Below are 17909 nucleotides of genomic sequence, written 5' to 3' on the forward strand. Positions count from 1 at the left end.
TGCCTGCGGCGGTCCCGGCGAAGCGATGCTTCGCCGGTGGCCTGCGCGCCGGCAGCTCCCGTCATCGGGGAGGCCCCGGCATGCGCCGGGGTGACGGCCGGGGGGCGGCGAGGCGATCATGAGCAGCACAGTCGATTATTACGAATTGCTCGAATGCGAGCGCGGCGCGGACGGCGCGACGATCAAGTCGTCCTATCGCAAGCTCGCGATGAAATATCACCCGGACAAGAATGCCGGGTGCAAGGACAGCGAAGCCAAGTTCAAGGCGGTCAGCGAAGCCTATGAGGTCCTGAAGGACCCGCAGAAGCGCGCGGCCTATGATCGCTACGGTCATGCCGCGTTCCAGAACGGCGGCGGCGGTGGCGGCGCGCAGGACTTCGGCGGCTTCTCCGACATCTTCGAATCGGTGTTCGGCGAGTTCATGGGCGGTGCGCGTGGCGGTGGCCGGGCGCAGCAGCGCCGTGGTGCCGATCTGCGCTACGACATGGAAGTCAGCCTCGAAGAGGCGTTCCATGGCAAGGCGACCGAGATCACCGTCGACGTCTCGGCGCAATGCGACACGTGCCACGGCTCGGGCGCCAAGCCCGGGACGCATGCCTCGACCTGCCGCCAGTGCAACGGCCACGGCAAGGTGCGCGCGCAGCAGGGCTTCTTCGTCGTCGAGCGTGCCTGTCCGGTGTGTCAGGGCGCGGGCGAGATCATCGCCGATCCCTGCCCGGACTGCCGCGGCGAGGGTCGGGTCGAGAAGACCAAGACGCTGAGCGTCAACGTGCCGCCCGGCGTGGACGAAGGCACGCGCATCCGTTTGTCCGGCGAGGGCGAGGCGGGGCCGCGCGGCGCGCCGGCGGGCGACCTGTACATCTTCCTGCACGTCAAGCGGCATCCGATCTTCGAGCGCGAGGGCACCACCCTGTTCGCGCGCGCGCCGATCAGCTTCACGACCGCAGCGCTCGGTGGCGCATTGTCGATCCCCGGGCTCGACGGGCGGACGCACGAGATCAAGATCCCGGCCGGGATCCAGTCGGGCAAGCAACTGCGCCAGCGCGGTGCCGGCATGCCGGTGTTGCAGGGGCGCGGGCAGGGCGATCTCGTCGTGCAGATCGAGGTCGAGACGCCGACGAAACTATCGGTGCGACAGCGCGAATTGCTCGAACTATTCCGCGAGACCGAGACGGGCGACGAATGCCCCGACAGTCAGGGCTTCTTCGCCAAATTGAAGGGCGTATTCGCGGCGGAGTGATTTTGGGCCGATACGGTCGCCCGACCTATCCGTCATGCCGGACTTGATCCGGCATCCCGCTTCCTTCACCCCCTCAAAAGCGGGGCCCCGGCGCAAGGCCGGGGTGACGGGTGATGGTCTGATGTCGGCTCTGGTCCCACGCCATCTTGCGCCCACGCCGCGGATGCGGATGATGCGCGCGTCATAGATCGGGGGACATGCATGCGCGGACAGGTGTTGGGGGTGGATCAGCGGACCGGCGAGGGGCTGGTCGCCGGCGACGACGGTCGGCGCTATCGCTTTACCCCTGAAGATTGGGCGCAGCGCGGCGAACCGGCGATCGGCCTCCAGGTCGATTTCGAGGCCGAAGGCGATCGTGCGCTCAGCGTCTTTCCGATGCCATCTGCCCGCGGTGTCGCCACGGCGCCGCCGCCGCCAGCGTCGCGCGAGCCGGTGACCGATCGCAACAAGATCGTCGCGGCGGTGCTCGCCTTCTTTCTCGGGACGCTCGGTATCCACCGTTTCTATCTGGGGCGGACCGGATCGGGGATCGTGATGTTGGTGATGACGATCACCGTCGTCGGAATGCTCGTCACCGCGCCATGGGCATTCATCGACATGATCCGCTATCTCGTCATGCCCGAGCGGGAATTCGCGGCGCGTTATGCACGCCGTTGAATCTGCGGCCCCAAGCCGCGCCCTCTCGGCCGATAAGGACAAGGGGGCGGGCGGGCCGATGGGTCAAAGGGTTGAAATGATCACCCCGACCACCAGCGCCTGAGCCGCGATCGCCAGCACGCTGCTGGCTGCGGTTTCGAACATGCGCATGGAAGGTCTCCGATACCGGAGGAATATCCGGTAAGCGGGAGATGGCGATAATTGCTTGATATCGCAATATTGTTGCTTGCATGCCCAAGTGCGTTTCACGCAACTGCAACATTTGCTTGGGGCCGTCCGGCTTGTCAGGCGGCGGCACGATAGGTCACACTGCCGTCTTTCCGTCAGGAGATCCGGATGCCTCGTCTATCCTTCGCTGCCGCACTCGCCATTGCCGCACTTACGCTACCTGCCGCCGTCGATGCGCGCGTTGCCGCACCGCGGGTGGGAGCGACGAGCTTCGAGCAATTGTCGCAGCCTTTGCCCTTGCCCTATGACGGCAATGCCGATGCCAAGGCAGCGGTCGCCGCGGCCAAGGCGCGTGCGCTCAAGGGACACAAGAAGCTGCTGATCGATCTCGGCGGCAATTGGTGTCTCGACTGCCGGTTGCTCGCCGGAGTGATGGAGCTGCCGACGATGCGCGGCTTCGTCGCGCGGCATTACGAAGTGGTCACGGTGGATATCGGCCGGTTCGACAGGAACCTCGACATTCCGGCACGTTACGGGATCAAGGGACGGCTGGCCGGCGTGCCGGCGCTGCTGATCGTCGATCCCCGGACCGACAAATTGGTCAATGCCGGGCGCGAGACCGCGTTGGCGGATGCGCGCTCGCTATCGCCGCAGGGGCTCGCCGACTGGCTGGCGCAATGGGTGTGAGGTGATGCAATCCTCCCCCGCAAGGGGGAGGACTTCGCCTTACCCGAACACGCGTGCGAAGATCGTGTCGACGTGCTTGAGGTGATAGCCGAGGTCGAACTTCTCCTCGAGCTGCGCCGGCGACAGCGCCGCGGTGACCTCGGGATCGGCCTTGAGCAATTCGAGCAGCGAGAGCCGGCCGTCCGATTCCCACACCTTCATCGCGTTGCGCTGGACGAGGCGATACGAATCCTCGCGGCTGACGCCCGCCTGGGTGAGCGCGAGCAGCACGCGCTGCGAATGGACGAGCCCGCCCATCTTGTTGAGATTCTTGTCCATCCGCTCAGGGTAGACGAGCAGCTTGTCGATCACGCCGGTGAGGCGCGCGAGCGCGAAGTCGAGCGTGATCGTCGCGTCGGGGCCGATATAACGCTCGACCGACGAGTGCGAGATGTCGCGCTCGTGCCACAGCGCTACATTCTCCAGCGCCGGCGTGACATAGCCGCGCACCATCCGCGCGAGGCCGGTGAGGTTCTCGGTCAGCACCGGATTGCGCTTGTGCGGCATCGCCGACGAGCCCTTCTGGCCGGGCGAGAAATATTCCTCCGCCTCGAGCACTTCGGTGCGCTGGAGATGGCGGACCTCGGTGGCGAGCCGCTCGATCGACGAGGCGATGACGCCCAGCGTGGCGAAGAACATCGCATGGCGGTCGCGCGGGATGACCTGCGTCGAGACCGGCTCGACCGACAGGCCGAGCTTCGCGGCGACATGCTCCTCCACCGACGGATCGATATTGGCGAAGGTGCCGACCGCGCCCGAGATCGCGCAGGTGGCGATATCGGCGCGTGCCGCGATCAGCCGGGTCTTGCAACGGTCGAACTCGGCATAGGCCTGCGCCAGCTTGAGGCCGAAGGTAACCGGCTCGGCATGGATGCCGTGGCTGCGGCCGATCGTCGGCGTCATCTTGTGCTCGACCGCGCGACGCTTGAGCACCGCGAGCAACGCATCGAGGTCGGCGAGCAGGATGTCGGCGGCGCGCGCCAGCTGCACCGCGAGGCAGGTGTCGAGCACGTCCGACGAGGTCATGCCCTGGTGCATGAAGCGCGCCTGATCGCCAACATTGTCCGCCACCCAGGTGAGGAAGGCGATGACGTCATGCTTGGTGACCGCCTCGATCGCGTCGATCGCGGGCACGTCGATGGCGGGATCGGTGCGCCACCATGCCCACAGCGCCTCGGCGGCTTCCTTTGGCACGACGCCGAGGTCGGCGAGCGCGTCGGTGGCATGCGCCTCGATCTCGAACCAGATGCGGAAGCGCGCCTCCGGGGTCCAGATCGCGGTCATCTCGGGGCGGGAATAACGGGGGACCATGGTGTTCCTTCGTCCTGACGGGAGCACGGCTCGTCGCGGCCATTTCGGCCCGACTCGCGGATTTCTGCGGCGCAGTAGCAGCGTGCGCGGTCCGGGACAAACCTCCCGATCCGGAACCATTGTATCGGCAGAATCATTTCCCACATCAAGTATGCGACGCGGTCGGCACAGTCGATCGTCGCATGCTTCATGTAGAACGATGGGAGACAGATAATGCTGAAATATGCTCTTCTCGCCGGAGTGATCACGCTCTCCGCGCCGGCTCTGGCGCAAACGCAGACGAATACTGCACCGACGCAGGCGATACCGGGACAAACTGTGCCGGGATCGGGATCTGTTGAGGCGCAGCCGCAATCGACGGCGCCAGCGGATACGACGACTGCAACCGACGGCGCGCAGACGGCGACGACGCAGCCCGCAGCGGGCGCCGATCAGGTCGCGACCGTGGTGCAGACCGAATTCCCGACCTACGACGCCAATCAGGACGGCAAGCTCGAAAAGGCGGAATTCGCCAGCTGGATGGTCAAGCTGAAGCAGGCGAGCGATCCCAAGGCGAGCGCCGAAAGCGCCGTGACCAAGAAATGGGTAAGCGCCGCCTTCGCCCAGGCCGACACCGACAAGAGCCAGTCGATTTCGCAACCCGAACTGATCGGCTTCTTGAGCAAGGCGCAGTCGTAACCGTGCCGCCAGTACCGGCCCGATGACGAGAACGAGGCCGCCGGTGCGAACCGGCGGCCTTTTTCGTCATGCCGGCGAGGGTCTCAGATCAGACCCTGCGCCTTCAGGCTGACATGGCCGTTGACGCCGATGATGATGTGGTCGTGCAGCACGATGCCCATCGCCGCGCCGGCGTCGGCGATGGTGCGGGTGATGGCGATGTCGGCGCGGCTGGGGGCGGGGTCGCCCGAGGGATGGTTGTGGACGAGGATGATCGCCGCCGAGCCCAGGTCGATCGCGCGGCGGATCACCTCGCGGACTTGGACCGCCGCCTGATCGATCGAGCCCTCGCTCATGATTTCGTCGCGGATCAGCATGTTGCGCGTGTTGAGGTGGAGGACGCGGAACCGCTCGATGCCGTGATGCGCCATGTCGGCGCGCAAATAATCGAGCAGCGCCTGCCAATTGCTCAGGATCGGGCGGTCGGTCGCTTCGGCTCGAAGCAGCCGGATCGCGATTCCATGCGCGATCTTGATCGCGGCGGCGGCGGAGGGGCCGACGCCCCTGACGCGGCCGAGCGCCTCGACGTCGGCGGCGAGCAGCCCGCCGATACCGCCGAACTCGCGCAGCAGCGCCTTGGCGATCGGCTTGGTGTCGATCCGCGGAATCGCGAGCATCAGCAGATATTCGATCAGCTCATGGTCGAGCAACGCGTCGCCGCCACCGGCGAGCAGCCGCCCGCGCAGCCGTTCGCGGTGGCCGGCGGTGTCACCCGGCGGGGAAGGGGGAGCGGCCATCGCGGCGGAGGCTATCGTTGGTCCGGCATGGGCGCAATTGCGCGGATGCATCGCCCCCGCCTATGAGGGGCGACGATGGGCGAGGGCGTGGACGAGTTGAACGATGCGCCCGCGCGGCAACGCCGCTTCGCGTCGTGGAGCCGACGGCGGCGGATCGCGCTCGGCGCGGCGCTCGTCGTCCTCGTCGCGCTGATCGGTCTGTGGGTCGAGCGCAAGCCGATCGCCAGCCGGGTCATCGACGGCGAACTCGCCAGGCGCGGCGTCGTCGCGCGCTACGACGTGCGCGATCTGGGGTTCGGGCGGCAGCGGCTGACCAACGTGGTGATCGGCGATCCCCGCGATCCCGATCTCGTCGCCGACTGGCTGGAGACGCGGACGCGGATCGGCTTCGGCGGCGCCAGCCTCGACGCGGTGCGCGCCGGACACGTGCGGTTGCGCGGGCGGATGATCGACGGACGGCTGTCGCTGGGCGAGATCGACAAATTGATCCCGCCGTCGTCGGGCAAGGCCTTCGCGCTGCCGGCGCTGGATGTCGACATCGCGGATGCACGGATGCGGCTGGAGACGCCGCTCGGCGTCGCGGGGCTGCGCATCGCCGGGCGCGGACGGCTGGACGGCGGCTTTGCCGGCACCGCGGCGGTGGTGAGCGATCGGCTGGCGCAGGGCGACTGCGGCGCGGACGGGCTGCGCGCGGCGCTCAGGGTCGCGGTGATCGCCGGTGCGCCGCGATTGCGGGGGCCGGTTCAGGTCGCCGCCGGGCGCTGCGCCGGCGTCGACGTGCGGCGCGGCGGGGCGGATATCGACGTGGTGCTGACGCCGGCGCTGGACGGCTGGCGCGGCAGCGCGCGGCTGGCGAGCGGGCCGGTCCGCGGCGCCGGTGCCCGGGTCGCCGGGCTGCGCGGCGACGTGACCTTCGACGGGGCGGCGCAGGCGACCGGCGGGACCGCGGACCTCACCGCCAGCAATGTGGCGATCGCCGGCGCGTCCGCGGGGACGTTGGGGATGGCGGGACGCTATCGGATCGGTGCGGTACAGGCCTTCGCCGGCACCGTCCGCGTCGCCGACGCGCGCATCGCGGCCGATGGGCTGCCGAGCATCGGGGCCACGACCGGCGCGGGAACGCCGGCCGCGCCGCTGATCGCCGCCGTGTCGCAGGCGGTGCGGGGCGCGGCGAACGGGTTCGGCGGGTCGGCGGCGCTGGCGGTCCGGCAGAGCGGCGGCGCGGGGCAGGCGCGCGTCACCGCCGCGTCGCTGCAATCGGCGAGCGGCGCCCGGCTGCGGATCGCTGGCGGTGCGGGGCTGACCTTCGGCTGGCCCGGTACGCGGCTACGCATCGATACGCGGCTCGCCATGGCCGGCGGGGGGTTGCCCGACGCGCAGGTCGCACTGGCACAGGCCCGCGTCGGCGCACCGATCACCGGCCGCGCGACGATCGCACCCTATGCCGCCGGCGGCGCACGGCTGGCGCTGGCGCCGGTCGTCTTCACCGCGACACCGGGGGGAGCGACGCGGATCGCCACGCGCGTCGCGCTGTCGGGGCCGCTCGGCGACGGCCGGGTCGATGGCCTGGCGCTGCCGGTCGATCTGCGCTGGAACGGACGCGGGACGCTGGTCGCCAATCCCGCATGTACCCCGGTCGCGATCCAGCGGCTGGCGGTGGCGGGGCTGGTGCTCGATCCGCTGCGCACGACGCTCTGCCCGATCGCCGGCGCGATGGTTACGCTGGCGGATGGACGACTGGCCGGCGGCGCACGGCTGCCGGCGGTGCGACTGGCGGGGCGGCTCGGACAGACGCCGCTGACCGTTGCGGCAAGCGGCGCCCAATTGCGGCTTGGCGACGGCGGCTTCGTGCTCGACAGCGTCGCCGCGCGGCTGGGCAGTCCTGAACGCATCACCCGCATCGATCTCGCGCAACTGACCGGCCGGATCGCCGGCGGCGGCGTCGCCGGCACGTTCGGCGGCGGCGCGGGCCAGATCGCCAACGTGCCGCTGCTGCTCGGCGCGGCGGCGGGCGACTGGTCGCTGCGCGGCGGCGCGCTGCGGCTGACGGCGACGATGACGGTCGACGATGCCGCGCCCGATCCGCGCTTCAAGACGCTGGCGGTGCGCGACGTCACGCTCGACCTTGTCAACGGCGCGATCGCCGCGCGCGGCACGCTCTACGAGCCGATGAAGAACGTGAAGGTCGCCGATGTCGCGATCGGCCATACGCTGGCGAGCGGCCGCGGCACCGCCGATCTGACCGTGCCGGGGATCGCCTTCACCAAGGACTTCCAGCCCGAATTGCTCACCCGGCTGACCTTCGGCGTCGTTGCCGACGTGCGCGGCAGCGTCACCGGCGATGGCCATATCGCGTGGAGCCCCGACGGCGTCGGCTCGACCGGCACGTTCGCGACGAAGGACACCGATCTCGCCGCCGCCTTCGGCCCGGTCACCGGGATCAGCACGACGCTGCGCTTCACCGACCTGCTCGGGCTGGCGAGCGCGCCGGCGCAGGTGGCGACGATCAAGACGGTCAATCCCGGCATCGCGGTGACCGACGGCACGATCGTCTATCAATTGCTCCCCGATCTGCGCGTGCGGATCGACAGCGGCCGCTGGCCGTTCGCCGGCGGCACGATGACGCTGCTGCCGACGACGCTCGACTTCACCGAAGCCGCGGCGCGGCGGATGACCTTCCGCATCCAGGGCGCGGCGGCGGACCAGTTCCTCGAACAGTTCGATTTCAAGAACCTGTCCGCGACCGGCGTCTTCGACGGCGAACTGCCGATGATCTTCGACGTGCAGGGCGGCCGGATCGAGGGCGGGCGGCTCGCGGTGCGACCGGGCGGCGGCAGCCTCGCCTATGTCGGCGACCTGTCGCAAAAGGATCTGGGGCTGTGGGGCAATATCGCCTTCCAGGCGCTGAAATCGCTGCGCTATCGCAACCTGACGATCGGCATGAACGGGCCGCTCGCCGGCGAGATGGTGACCGAGGTGCGCTTCGCCGGCGTGACGCAGGGGCAGGGGGCGAAGAGCAACTTCCTCGTCCGCCGGCTGCAGCGGCTGCCGTTCGTGTTCAACATCCGGATCAAGGCGCCCTTCCGCGGGCTGCTCGATTCGGCGCAGTCCTTCTACGACCCCAGCCGGCTGATCCAGCGCAACCTGCCCGCGCTGCTCGAACGGCAGCAGCAGCAGCGCCAGAGCGCCCCCATTCAGCCCCCCGCAAGCGGACTCGTGCCATGACCGAAACAGGATTGAAGATGGAGCAGCGAATCACGACCTTGAGACGCATGACGGGGCTGGCCGGGATCGGTCTGGCGGCGACGACGCTTGGTGGCTGCATCAACGTCTCGGCGCCCGACAAGCCGATCGAGATCAACCTCAACATCAGCGTCACGCAGGAGGTCGTCTATCGTCTCGATGGCGAGGCGAAGTCGCTGATCCAGCAGAATCCTGGGATATTCTGATATGAAGACGAAGCTTTTGATCGTTGCCGGCGCGGTGGCCCTGCTGGGGCTGTCGACGATGGCGATGGCGCAGCGCGACCCGGCCTATGCCGCCGCGCGCGAGGCGAAGCAGGTCGGCGAACAGCCCGACGGCTATCTCGGCGTGGTGAGCGGCGGCGCGTCGGTGCAGGCGCTGGTCCGCGACATCAACATCAAGCGCAAGGCCGCCTATACCGCGAGCGCGCAGGCGAGCGGCGCGACGGTGGAGCAATTCGCCTTCACCAGCGGCTGCAATCTGGTGGCGAAGGTCGGCCAGGGCGAGATGTACAAGACGCCGTCCGGCCAGTGGAAGGAAAACACCGGCACCCCCGAACTCGACCCACGCTGCAAGTAAGGTAAGTCCTCCCCTTGGCGGGGAGGACTTATGTCTCGCCAAACCCATCGGGGAACCAGACGGTTGACACCCCGGCACCCCCCACCTAAACGGGCCACGCCTTGGCGGGATCGCTCGCCCCGCGCGTTTTCTCCCCCGGCTGGCATTAACAGGCGAGGGTATGCGCGTGGCGGAAGACGAGACCGGGCGAGACTTCACCAGCGCGGACGATCCGCGGCTTTCCGCGCTCGACGAGCGGCTGAAGGAAGCCCGGCATGCCGAAGCGTTGCGGACGGGGCAGGGGGCGCCGACGGCCGATGCGGGATATTCGCTCGGCAATCGCGTGCTCGCGGCCCTGATCGGAAGCCTCGTCGGCAGTGCGCTGATCGGCTGGTGTATCGACCGCTGGTTTGGCACGACCCCATGGGCGCTGATCGTGATGCTGTTCCTAGGAATCGCCGTCGCGTTCAGGCAGATCATTCGGATTGCAGGCGAACGCCCGGAATAACCGGGCGTTTGTCGTATTAGGGAGCGAACGGGCCAAGTGGCGGCAGAATCGGGCAGCAAGATCGATCCGATGCACCAGTTCCTGATCGAACCTTTGTTCGTTCGGCATTGGGTCGTCGCGGGATACGACATCTCGTTCACCAACTCGGCGTTGTGGATGGTGATCACGCTCGCCAGCCTGTGGCTGTTCATGCTCGGCGGAATGAAGCGCGAGCTCGTCCCCGGCCGCTGGCAGGCCGCGGTCGAGGGCTTCACCGGCTTCGTCTCGAACATGCTGACGTCGAATATCGGGCCGCAGGGCAAGCGTTTTGTCCCCTACGTCTTCTCGTTGTTCATGTTCATCCTCTTCGCCAACATCTGGGGCCTGACTCCGGTCGGCATCGTGCCGGGCTGGCATCCGTTCACCATCACCAGCCACCTTACCGTCACCGGTGTGCTCGCGGTGATCAGCTTCGCGATCGTGCTGATCGTCGGCTTCGGCAAGCACGGCTTCCACTTCTTCAGCCTGTTCGTGCCGCACGGCACGCCGAAGCTGATGATCCCGCTGATCTTCGTCGTCGAGCTGATGAGCTTCCTGGTGCGCCCCTTCTCGCTGGGTCTGCGACTGTTCGTCGCGATGACCGCGGGGCATATCCTGCTCAAGGTGCTCGCCGCGTTCGTCATCAGCGGTCTCAACCTTGGTGCCGGCTACGGCCTGCTGATCTCGCTGCCCAGCTTCCTGCTGATGATCGGCATCACGCTGCTCGAGCTGCTGGTCGCCGCCATCCAGGCGTATGTCTTTGCGCTGCTGACGAGCGTCTATCTCAACGACGCCGTCAACCTGCACTGAGTTTTTCGTTCCAACCTTTAGATTTGATACGGGAGTTTTGACATGGACGCAGAAGCCGCCAAGATGATCGGTGCCGGTCTGGCCGCGATCGGCATGGGCCTCGCCTCGCTCGGCGTGGGCAACGTGTTCGCCAAGTTCCTCGAGGGTGCGCTGCGCAACCCGGGTGCCGCGGACAGCCAGCAGGGCCGTCTGTTCATCGGTTTCGCGGGCGCCGAACTGCTCGGCCTGCTCGCCTTCGTGACGATGATCATCCTGCTCTTCGTCGCCTAACATCGGACGTGTCCGCCGGGCGTGCGCGCCCGGCGACTCTTCGAGGTCGCGCAAAAGGTCCTAAATGCCTCAGATTTCGCAGATCGCTGCCACCTACGCCTCGCAGATCTTCTGGCTGCTCGTCACCTTTGGCATCCTGTATTTCGGGATCGGCAAGATGATGGTGCCACGGGTCATCGCGACCGTGGACGCGCGTGAAGGCCAGATCGCGGCTGACCTTGCCGCGGCCGAACAGGCCCGTCTCGCCGCCGACCAGGTCGAGGCGGCATGGCGCCTGAAGATGGACGAGGCGCGTTCCGCGGCGCTCGCCGAGACCACCGCCGCCAAGGCACAGGCCGCCAAGGCGGCCGAAAGCCAGATCCGGTCCGCCGATGCGGAACTCGCCGAGCGGCTCGCGCATCACGACCTCGCGGTCGGCAATGCCAAAGCGCAGGCGATGCTCAACCTCCAGTCTGTCGCGGCGGATGTCGCGCAGGAACTGGTCGCCAAGGTTTCGGGTCTGACCGTCAGCATCGATGCCGCCGCGGATGCGGTGCGCCGGAGCAATGCGCATGGCTAATTCCGCCAGCAATCTCGTCGCCGCCAATCTCTCGGATGCGGCATCGGCCGAAGCGATGCAGCCGCAGAACGTCCGTGACGGCAGCCAGTTGACTGCCAACGTTTCCGAGCCGGGTGCGGACCATGCCGTCGAGGCGACCGCGCTGGGCTTCAACACCACCGGCTGGGTGGGCATCGCTGCGCTCGTCGTGCTGATCGGCATGCTGGTCGTGAAGGTGCCGGCGAAGATCGCCGCCAGCCTCGACAAGCAGATCGCCGCGGTTCGCCAGCAGCTCGACGAGGCCAAGACGCTGCGTGCCGAGGCCGAGGTGCTGCGCAACGAATATGCGGCGAAGGCCAAGGCGGCCGAGGCGGATGCGGTGACGATGCGGCATCACGCCCAGCAGGAAGCCAATCAGATCATCGCCAAGGCGAAGCATGATGCGGAGGAGCTGATGGCCCGCCGCACCAAGCGCGCGGAAGACAAAATCGCCGCCGCCGAGCGGACCGCGATCGCCGAGGTCCGTGCTTTGGCCGCGGAGACGGCGTCGAAGGCAGCGGCGGTGCTGATCGCCGAGCAGCTCGACGCGCAGGCGGACCGGGCGATGATCGATCGCTCGATCGCTGGGCTTAGCCGGGTGAATTGATCCTTTAATTCCTCCCTCGCTTTGGCGGGGGAGGGGGACCGCCGGCCGGAGGCCGGTGGTGGAGGGGGTGTCTCGGCACACGGCGAACTCGCCGTATCCTCCCCCTCCGTCAGGCCTTCGGCCTGCCACCTCCCCCTTGCGGGGGAGGAATTCGGGGCCTCCCGCCCCTCATATCTCAGACGCGCGTCTCTTCCCGGGTTTCCGGCGCCGTCCTGCATCCACGAGCCCGTACAGGAGTAACATCCATGTCGTGGCTCATCCTGGGCGTCGCCGTTTTCACCGAAATCTGCTGGGCGCTCAGCCTGAAATGGGCGGCGACGCTCGCGACGTGGCAAGCGTCGAGCGTTCCGATCATTTTGTCCTTCGTCAACATGGGGCTGCTCGCGCTCGCGATGCGCGGCCTGCCCGCCGGTACGGCCTATGCGGTGTGGACCGGCTGCGGCGCGGTCGGCGTCATCATCGGCGGCGTGCTGCTGTTCGGTGACAAGGTCGGCATGGTGCAGGCGTGTTTCATGGCATTGACCGTGATCGGCATCGTCGGCACCAAGATGTTCGCGCAGGCCTGACCCTTTCGCACCGGCGCGGGGCTGCTACAACGGGGTACGGCGCGCCCTTGCGCGGCCGGATCGAGGTGGCCCGATGTCGATGCTTCTGTTCGCCGCGCTGATGCTGGCGCAATCCTCGCAGGCCGCGCAAGCGGCGGACAAATTCGCGCTCGACCTGCCGGCCGACGAGACGGTGACCGCGCCGGCGGAGCCTGTCGCGCCGGTCGCACCCGTTGCTGCGGCGACCCCGGCCGCCCCGGCGGCGGGCGGCTATTCGCTCGATACGCCGATCGCGGACCTGATCGCCGAACCGCGCGCGAAGGCGATCCTCGATCGCGACGTGCCGGGGATGAGCGACGACCCCAATCTGCCGAAGTTCCAGTCGCTGTCGCTGCGCAGGCTCGCACCGCTCAGCGGCGGGCAGATGACGCCGACGCTGCTCGCGAAGGTGGCGGCGGATCTGGAAGCGATCGAGGGGGCGTCGACTCTGGTCAAGAAGGTCCAGAGCCGCCGCGCGCTGCCATCGGGGCGGTAACCCCCGTTCCTCGCATTGGCGGGGGACGAATTCCCCGCGTCGTCGCAAGCCTCTAGCCCCGCACCGCCGCGACTCCTACATGCCGCTCATGTCCGGTTACGGTCCTCCCGATCGATTCAACGAAGAACGCGCCACCTTCACCGTCCGCGGGTCCGATACGCCGGATCTCGACGCGGGGATCGCCGCGATCCGCAACGTCCTCGCCACGCTGCCGAGCCGCTCCGGCGTGTATCGCATGCACGATGCCAAGGGCGACGTCCTCTATGTCGGCAAGGCGCGCTCGCTCAAGCAGCGCGTCGCCAATTACACGCAGGTCAAGGGGCTGACCAAGCGGCTGCAGCGGATGATCGCGCAGACGCGGTCGATGACGATCGTCACCACCAACAACGAGGCGGAGGCGCTGCTGCTCGAGGCGCAGCTCATCAAACGCTATCGTCCCGCCTACAACGTGCTGCTGCGCGACGATAAGTCGTTCCCGTTCATCCTGCTGCGCGGCGATCACGATTTTCCGCGCGTCCAGAAGCATCGCGGCGCGCGCCGCGCGCCGGGCAATTACTACGGCCCCTTCGCCAGCGCGGGCAGCGTCAACAACACGCTCAACGCCTTGCAAAAACTGTTCTTGTTGCGCTCCTGCACCGACGGTTTCTTCAAGACGCGCGACCGGCCGTGCCTGCTCTACCAGATCAAGCGCTGCTCGGCGCCGTGCGTCGGCCGCGTGGGCAAGGACGAATATCAGGAGCTGGTCGACGATTGCCGCGACTTCCTCGCCGGCAAGTCGACCAAGGTGCAGGCCAAGCTCGGCGCGCAGATGCAGGCGGCCGCGGAGAACATGGATTTCGAGCTGGCCGCGCTGATCCGCGACCGGCTGAAGGCGCTCACCTTCGTCCAGGGGTCGCAGGCGATCAACGCCGAGGGGGTCGGGGACGCCGACGTCTTCGCGCTCGCCTGCCGCGACGGGACGATGGGCATCCAGGCGTTCTTCATTCGCGGCGGCCAGAATTGGGGCCATCGCAGCTTCTTCCCGCAGCATACCAACGAGGTGCCCGAGGACGAGGTGCTGGCGAGCTTCCTCACCCAATTCTACGAGGAGGTGCCGCCGCCCAAGACGATCCTGCTCGACCGCGATCTGACCGAGGGTGCGTTGCTCGGCGAAGCGCTCGGCGAGCGTGCGGGCTACAAGGTCGCGCTGTCGGTGCCGCAGCGCGGCGACCGGCGGCGGCTGATGGATCAGGCCAAGCGCAACGCGATCGAGGCGCTCGAACGGCGGCTGGCGGAGAGCACGACGCAGGCGCGGCTGCTGCGCGAGGTGGCGGACCTGTTCGACCTGCCCGAGCCGCCCGACCGGATCGAGGTCTACGACAACAGCCATATCCAGGGGACGAACGCGCTGGGTGCGATGGTCGTCGCCGGGCCGGAGGGCTTCCGCAAGGGCCAGTATCGCAAGTTCAACATCAAGGGCAACGAGGCGGCGACCGACAGCGACGTCGGCATGATGCGCGAGGTGTTCCGCCGCCGCTTCGCGCGCCAGCTCGACGAAGCCCCCGATCGCGACGACGGTACCTGGCCCGATCTGGTGCTGATCGACGGCGGCAAACCACAGCTCCATGCCGCCAAGGCGGTGCTCGAGGATCTCGGCATCGAGGACGTGTGCATGGTCGGCGTCGCCAAGGGGCCGCATCACGGCCGCGACGGGCGCGAGGTGTTCCACATGCTCGACGGGCGCGAATTCCAGCTGCCGGTCAATGCCCCGGTGCTCTTCTACCTCCAGCGCCTGCGCGACGAGGTGCACCGGTTCGCGATCGGCGCGCATCGCGACAAGCGCTCGAAGGCGATCGGTGCGAGCCCGCTCGACGAGGTGCCGGGCATCGGCCCCGCGCGCAAGAAGGCGCTGCTGATGCATTTCGGCACCGGCCGCGCGGTGCGCAACGCCAGCCTCGAGGATCTCAAGAAGGCGCCGGGCGTGTCGGCGGGCGTCGCGCAGCAGGTGTACGACTTCTACCACGCACGGTGATGGCCCTACCAATTGTTCATGTCCCTGCCGTATGGCCGGGCCATGGTGACCCGCGTCTTCCTCACGATCGACACCGAATTCGCCTGGCGGCATCACGCTGCCGGGCTCGACGTCGAAACGATCTATGCGCGGTCGATCGAACCCGCCGGCGTGGGGCTGAGCTATCAGCTCGATCTGCTCGCCGAGCACGGTTTGAAGGCATGTTTCTTTGTCGATCCGATGCCGGCGCTGATCTTCGGCCTCGCGCCGGTCAAGCGGATGGTCGATACCATTCTCGCGGCGGGGCAGGAGGTGCAGCTCCATCTCCATCCCAATTGGACCGCGGCGCGGGTCGGTGACCGCGGCGCGCATTACGCCCGCTTCCAGCTGCACGAATATACGTTGGCCGAGCAGCGCGACCTGCTGCGCGGCGCGGTCGAACTGCTGGTCGCCGCCGGTGCGCCGGCGCCGATCGCGTTTCGCGCCGGCGGCTATGCGGCGAACGAGGATACGCTGATCGCGCTCGCCGAGCTCGGTTTCGCTTATGACAGCAGCCACAATGGCGCCGAGGCGGCGGAAAGCCGGATCGCGCTGCCGCCCGCGCAGATCGCGCCGATCGACCATCATCTGATCGAGGTGCCGGTGACGGTGATCGAGGATGCGCCGGGCATGTGGCGCACCTTCCAATTATGCGCGCTGTCGGGGGCGGAGACTGCGGCGGCGCTCGATCATGCCGCGGCGGAGGATCATGCCGCGGTGACGATCGTCAGCCACGGCTTCGAGCTCGCCAACCGGCTCGGCACGCGCGCCAATGGCGTGCACGTCCGGCGTTTCGATACCTTGTGCCGGCTGCTGGCATTGCGCACCGACGCGCTGCCGACGGCGCATTTCACCGACCGGCCTGCGCTGGCGCTGGGGCAGGACGATCGCCCGCTCGGCGCCAATGCTCTCCGCCGGCGGTTGCGGCAGGCCGAGCAACTGTGGTCGAATTGGGTCGCGGAACGCGGCGTATGACGGTGGTGGCGCTCAAGTTCCAGATCGGGGCGCGGACCGTGGCAGCGGTGCGGCGACGGCTGGTGCGGGTGGCGCTGTCGCTCGACGAGGTGCTGGCGGGGCAGGTGCCGATGCTGCCGGAGACCGATGGCGACGGCTATCTGATTACCTCGTTGCCTGCATCGCTCGCCGCCGCGGTGGAGCGTGGCGGCCGTGTCGCGATGGTGCGCCAGCGCTATACGCGGTTCTATACCGATCTGGGCATCGGCCATGCGGCGTGGCTCGCGGGCCTGTCGGGCTCGGCGCGGTCGACGCTGAAGCGCAAGACGCGGAAGATCGAGGCGGCGGGGCTGGAGATTCACGCCTATCGAACCGCGGCAGAGTTCGCCGCTTTCTACCCGCTGGCGCGAGCCGTGTCGGCGACGACCTATCAGGAACGCCTGCTCGACGCCGGCCTGCCCGAGGATCCGGCGGCGGTGGCGCATCTGTCGGCGCTGGCGGCGGCGGACGGGCTGCGTGCGTGGCTGCTGCTGATCGGCGGGGTGCCGGCGGCCTATCTGTGTTGTACCGCGCAGGGGTCTGCGTTGCGTTACGATCATGTCGGCCATGATCCGGCGTGGGGCGAGCTGTCGCCCGGTACGGTGCTGCATGCGGCGGCGATGCGCGATCTGTTCGACGACCGGTTCGCGCGCTTCGACTTCACCGAGGGCGAGGGCCAGCACAAGCGCCAGTTCGCCACGGACGGCGTGCCTTGCGTCGACCTGTTGCTGCTCCGCCCGACGTTGGCGAACCGGGCGACGCTGGCGGCGCTGGCGGGGTTCGACAGCGCGATGGCGCGGGCGAAACGGGCGGCGCAGCATCCGCGGGTGGCGGCGCTGGCGAAGCGGGTGCGGCGGTAGCGTGCCGTCGGTCCTGCCTCTGGCGGGAAAGGGCCGGGGGGCTATATCCCCTTGATGCACCTGCGCGCCGAAGCCATCGTTCTCGCGATCCGCGCGCATGGTGAGCACGGTGCGGTGGTGCGCGCGCTGACCCGCGGCGACGGCGTCCAGCCCGGCTATGTCCGCGGCGGCCGGTCGCGCCATCTGCGCCCCGTGTTGCAGCCGGCCAATGCGATCGCCGGCGAATGGCGGGCGCGCACCGGCGAACAGCTCGCCGCGCTCACCGTCGAGCCGCTGCACAGCCGCGCCGCGCTGCACGGCGAACCCTTGCCCGCCGCGGCGCTCGCCTGGGTTACCGCCTTGACCGCCGCGGCGCTGCCCGAGGCGCAGCCTTATCCGCGGCTCTACGACGCGCTCGGCGCGGTGCTCGACGCGGTCGAGGCGGCGCCGGCGGCGCGCGGCTGGGCGACCGCGCTCGTCCGCTACGAATTGCTGCTGCTCGCCGAACTCGGCTTCGGCCTCGATCTCACCGCCTGCGTCGTCACCGGCGGCGAGGAGGATCTCGGCTTCGTCTCCCCCCGCAGCGGCGGCGCGGTCAGCCGCGGCGCGGCCTATGGCTATGAGGCGCGGCTGTTCGCGCTGCCCGCCTTCCTCACCGAAGGCGGCGCGGCCGACTGGCCCGATATCCTCGCCGGCCTCGCCATCACCGGCCATTTCCTCGCGCGCGATCTGCTCACCGATCGCCGCGCCGATCCGCTCGTCGCGCGCGAACGGCTGGTCGCGATGCTGAAAAGGGCCGTTGCGTGAAGCCCGGCGCCGCG

The 17909-nt window shown here is 68.4% G+C and carries 20 protein-coding genes; 18 read left to right on the forward strand and 2 right to left on the reverse strand.

All coding sequences use genetic code 11. The features are described from left to right. Positions 1–118: 118 nt before the first annotated feature. From dnaJ to AC07U4_RS13875, 3 genes are all read left to right on the forward strand, one after another. A complete protein-coding gene (gene dnaJ / locus AC07U4_RS13865) occupies positions 119–1240 on the forward strand; it encodes a molecular chaperone DnaJ (RefSeq protein WP_038662583.1) in 1122 nt (373 codons plus the stop codon). 201 nt (positions 1241–1441) lie between these two features. After that, positions 1442–1897, forward strand: a complete 456-nt coding sequence (locus AC07U4_RS13870; protein ID WP_495195755.1) for a TM2 domain-containing protein — start codon at positions 1442–1444, stop codon at positions 1895–1897. A 336-nt stretch (positions 1898–2233) separates the two neighbouring features. Continuing rightward, entirely contained in the window at positions 2234–2752 is a 519-nt protein-coding gene (locus AC07U4_RS13875) for a thioredoxin family protein (RefSeq protein ID WP_495195756.1), read from the forward strand. 39 nt (positions 2753–2791) lie between these two features. Here the strand turns inward: AC07U4_RS13875 and purB are convergent, their stop codons facing one another. Further along, complete coding sequence (gene purB / locus AC07U4_RS13880) at positions 2792–4102, reverse strand: adenylosuccinate lyase (RefSeq protein ID WP_495195757.1); 1311 nt, start codon at positions 4100–4102, stop codon at positions 2792–2794. 213 nt (positions 4103–4315) lie between these two features. On the opposite strand from purB, the gene AC07U4_RS13885 reads away from it, so the two are divergent. After that, positions 4316–4780, forward strand: coding sequence for an EF-hand domain-containing protein (locus tag AC07U4_RS13885; RefSeq protein ID WP_495195758.1), 465 nt, complete (start codon positions 4316–4318; stop codon positions 4778–4780). 83 nt (positions 4781–4863) lie between these two features. Here the strand turns inward: AC07U4_RS13885 and radC are convergent, their stop codons facing one another. After that, entirely contained in the window at positions 4864–5556 is a 693-nt protein-coding gene (gene radC, locus AC07U4_RS13890) for a RadC family protein (protein WP_495195759.1), read from the reverse strand. Positions 5557–5631: 75 nt separating this feature from the next. On the opposite strand from radC, the gene AC07U4_RS13895 reads away from it, so the two are divergent. The 14 genes from AC07U4_RS13895 to recO all read left to right on the forward strand — a co-directional run bounded on the left by AC07U4_RS13895 (position 5632) and on the right by recO (position 17895). Continuing rightward, on the forward strand, positions 5632–8781 hold the full coding sequence (locus AC07U4_RS13895) for an intermembrane phospholipid transport YdbH family protein (protein ID WP_495195760.1): 3150 nt from the start codon (positions 5632–5634) through the stop codon (positions 8779–8781). A gap of 17 nt (positions 8782–8798) precedes the next feature. Further along, positions 8799–9005, forward strand: coding sequence for a YnbE family lipoprotein (locus tag AC07U4_RS13900; protein ID WP_052075609.1), 207 nt, complete (start codon positions 8799–8801; stop codon positions 9003–9005). A gap of 1 nt (position 9006) precedes the next feature. Then, positions 9007–9378, forward strand: a complete 372-nt coding sequence (locus AC07U4_RS13905; protein ID WP_038662568.1) for a YdbL family probable chaperone protein — start codon at positions 9007–9009, stop codon at positions 9376–9378. Positions 9379–9538: 160 nt separating this feature from the next. Further along, positions 9539–9865: an AtpZ/AtpI family protein gene (locus tag AC07U4_RS13910; RefSeq protein WP_038662565.1), complete on the forward strand. Its 327-nt coding sequence runs from the start codon at positions 9539–9541 to the stop codon at positions 9863–9865. Positions 9866–9901: 36 nt separating this feature from the next. Further along, a complete protein-coding gene (locus AC07U4_RS13915; protein WP_495195761.1) occupies positions 9902–10693 on the forward strand; it encodes a F0F1 ATP synthase subunit A in 792 nt (263 codons plus the stop codon). 42 nt (positions 10694–10735) lie between these two features. Next, positions 10736–10963 (forward strand): F0F1 ATP synthase subunit C, encoded by a 228-nt coding sequence (locus AC07U4_RS13920; protein WP_038662560.1) that lies wholly within the window; start codon positions 10736–10738, stop codon positions 10961–10963. A gap of 64 nt (positions 10964–11027) precedes the next feature. Further along, entirely contained in the window at positions 11028–11522 is a 495-nt protein-coding gene (locus AC07U4_RS13925) for a F0F1 ATP synthase subunit B family protein (protein ID WP_495195762.1), read from the forward strand. Then, positions 11515–12147 carry a F0F1 ATP synthase subunit B family protein gene (locus AC07U4_RS13930; RefSeq protein WP_495179069.1) on the forward strand — a complete coding sequence of 211 codons (633 nt, stop codon included), beginning with the start codon at positions 11515–11517 and terminating at the stop codon, positions 12145–12147. The genes AC07U4_RS13925 and AC07U4_RS13930 overlap by 8 nt, the downstream gene beginning before the upstream one ends. A 245-nt stretch (positions 12148–12392) precedes the next feature. Beyond that, a complete protein-coding gene (locus AC07U4_RS13935; protein ID WP_495195763.1) occupies positions 12393–12713 on the forward strand; it encodes a DMT family transporter in 321 nt (106 codons plus the stop codon). A gap of 73 nt (positions 12714–12786) precedes the next feature. Beyond that, entirely contained in the window at positions 12787–13227 is a 441-nt protein-coding gene (locus AC07U4_RS13940; protein WP_495195764.1) for a hypothetical protein, read from the forward strand. Between the two features lie 88 nt (positions 13228–13315). Continuing rightward, entirely contained in the window at positions 13316–15238 is a 1923-nt protein-coding gene (gene uvrC, locus AC07U4_RS13945) for an excinuclease ABC subunit UvrC (protein WP_038662545.1), read from the forward strand. A 42-nt stretch (positions 15239–15280) separates the two neighbouring features. Continuing rightward, positions 15281–16231: a polysaccharide deacetylase family protein gene (locus AC07U4_RS13950; protein ID WP_495195873.1), complete on the forward strand. Its 951-nt coding sequence runs from the start codon at positions 15281–15283 to the stop codon at positions 16229–16231. Beyond that, positions 16228–17109, forward strand: coding sequence for a GNAT family N-acetyltransferase (locus tag AC07U4_RS13955; RefSeq protein ID WP_495195765.1), 882 nt, complete (start codon positions 16228–16230; stop codon positions 17107–17109). The genes AC07U4_RS13950 and AC07U4_RS13955 overlap by 4 nt, the downstream gene beginning before the upstream one ends. Positions 17110–17163: 54 nt before the next feature. After that, complete coding sequence (recO, locus tag AC07U4_RS13960) at positions 17164–17895, forward strand: DNA repair protein RecO (RefSeq protein ID WP_137898302.1); 732 nt, start codon at positions 17164–17166, stop codon at positions 17893–17895. Positions 17896–17909 lie beyond the last annotated feature (14 nt).

Source organism: Sphingomonas sp. GW821-FHT02B09 (assembly GCF_059421875.1).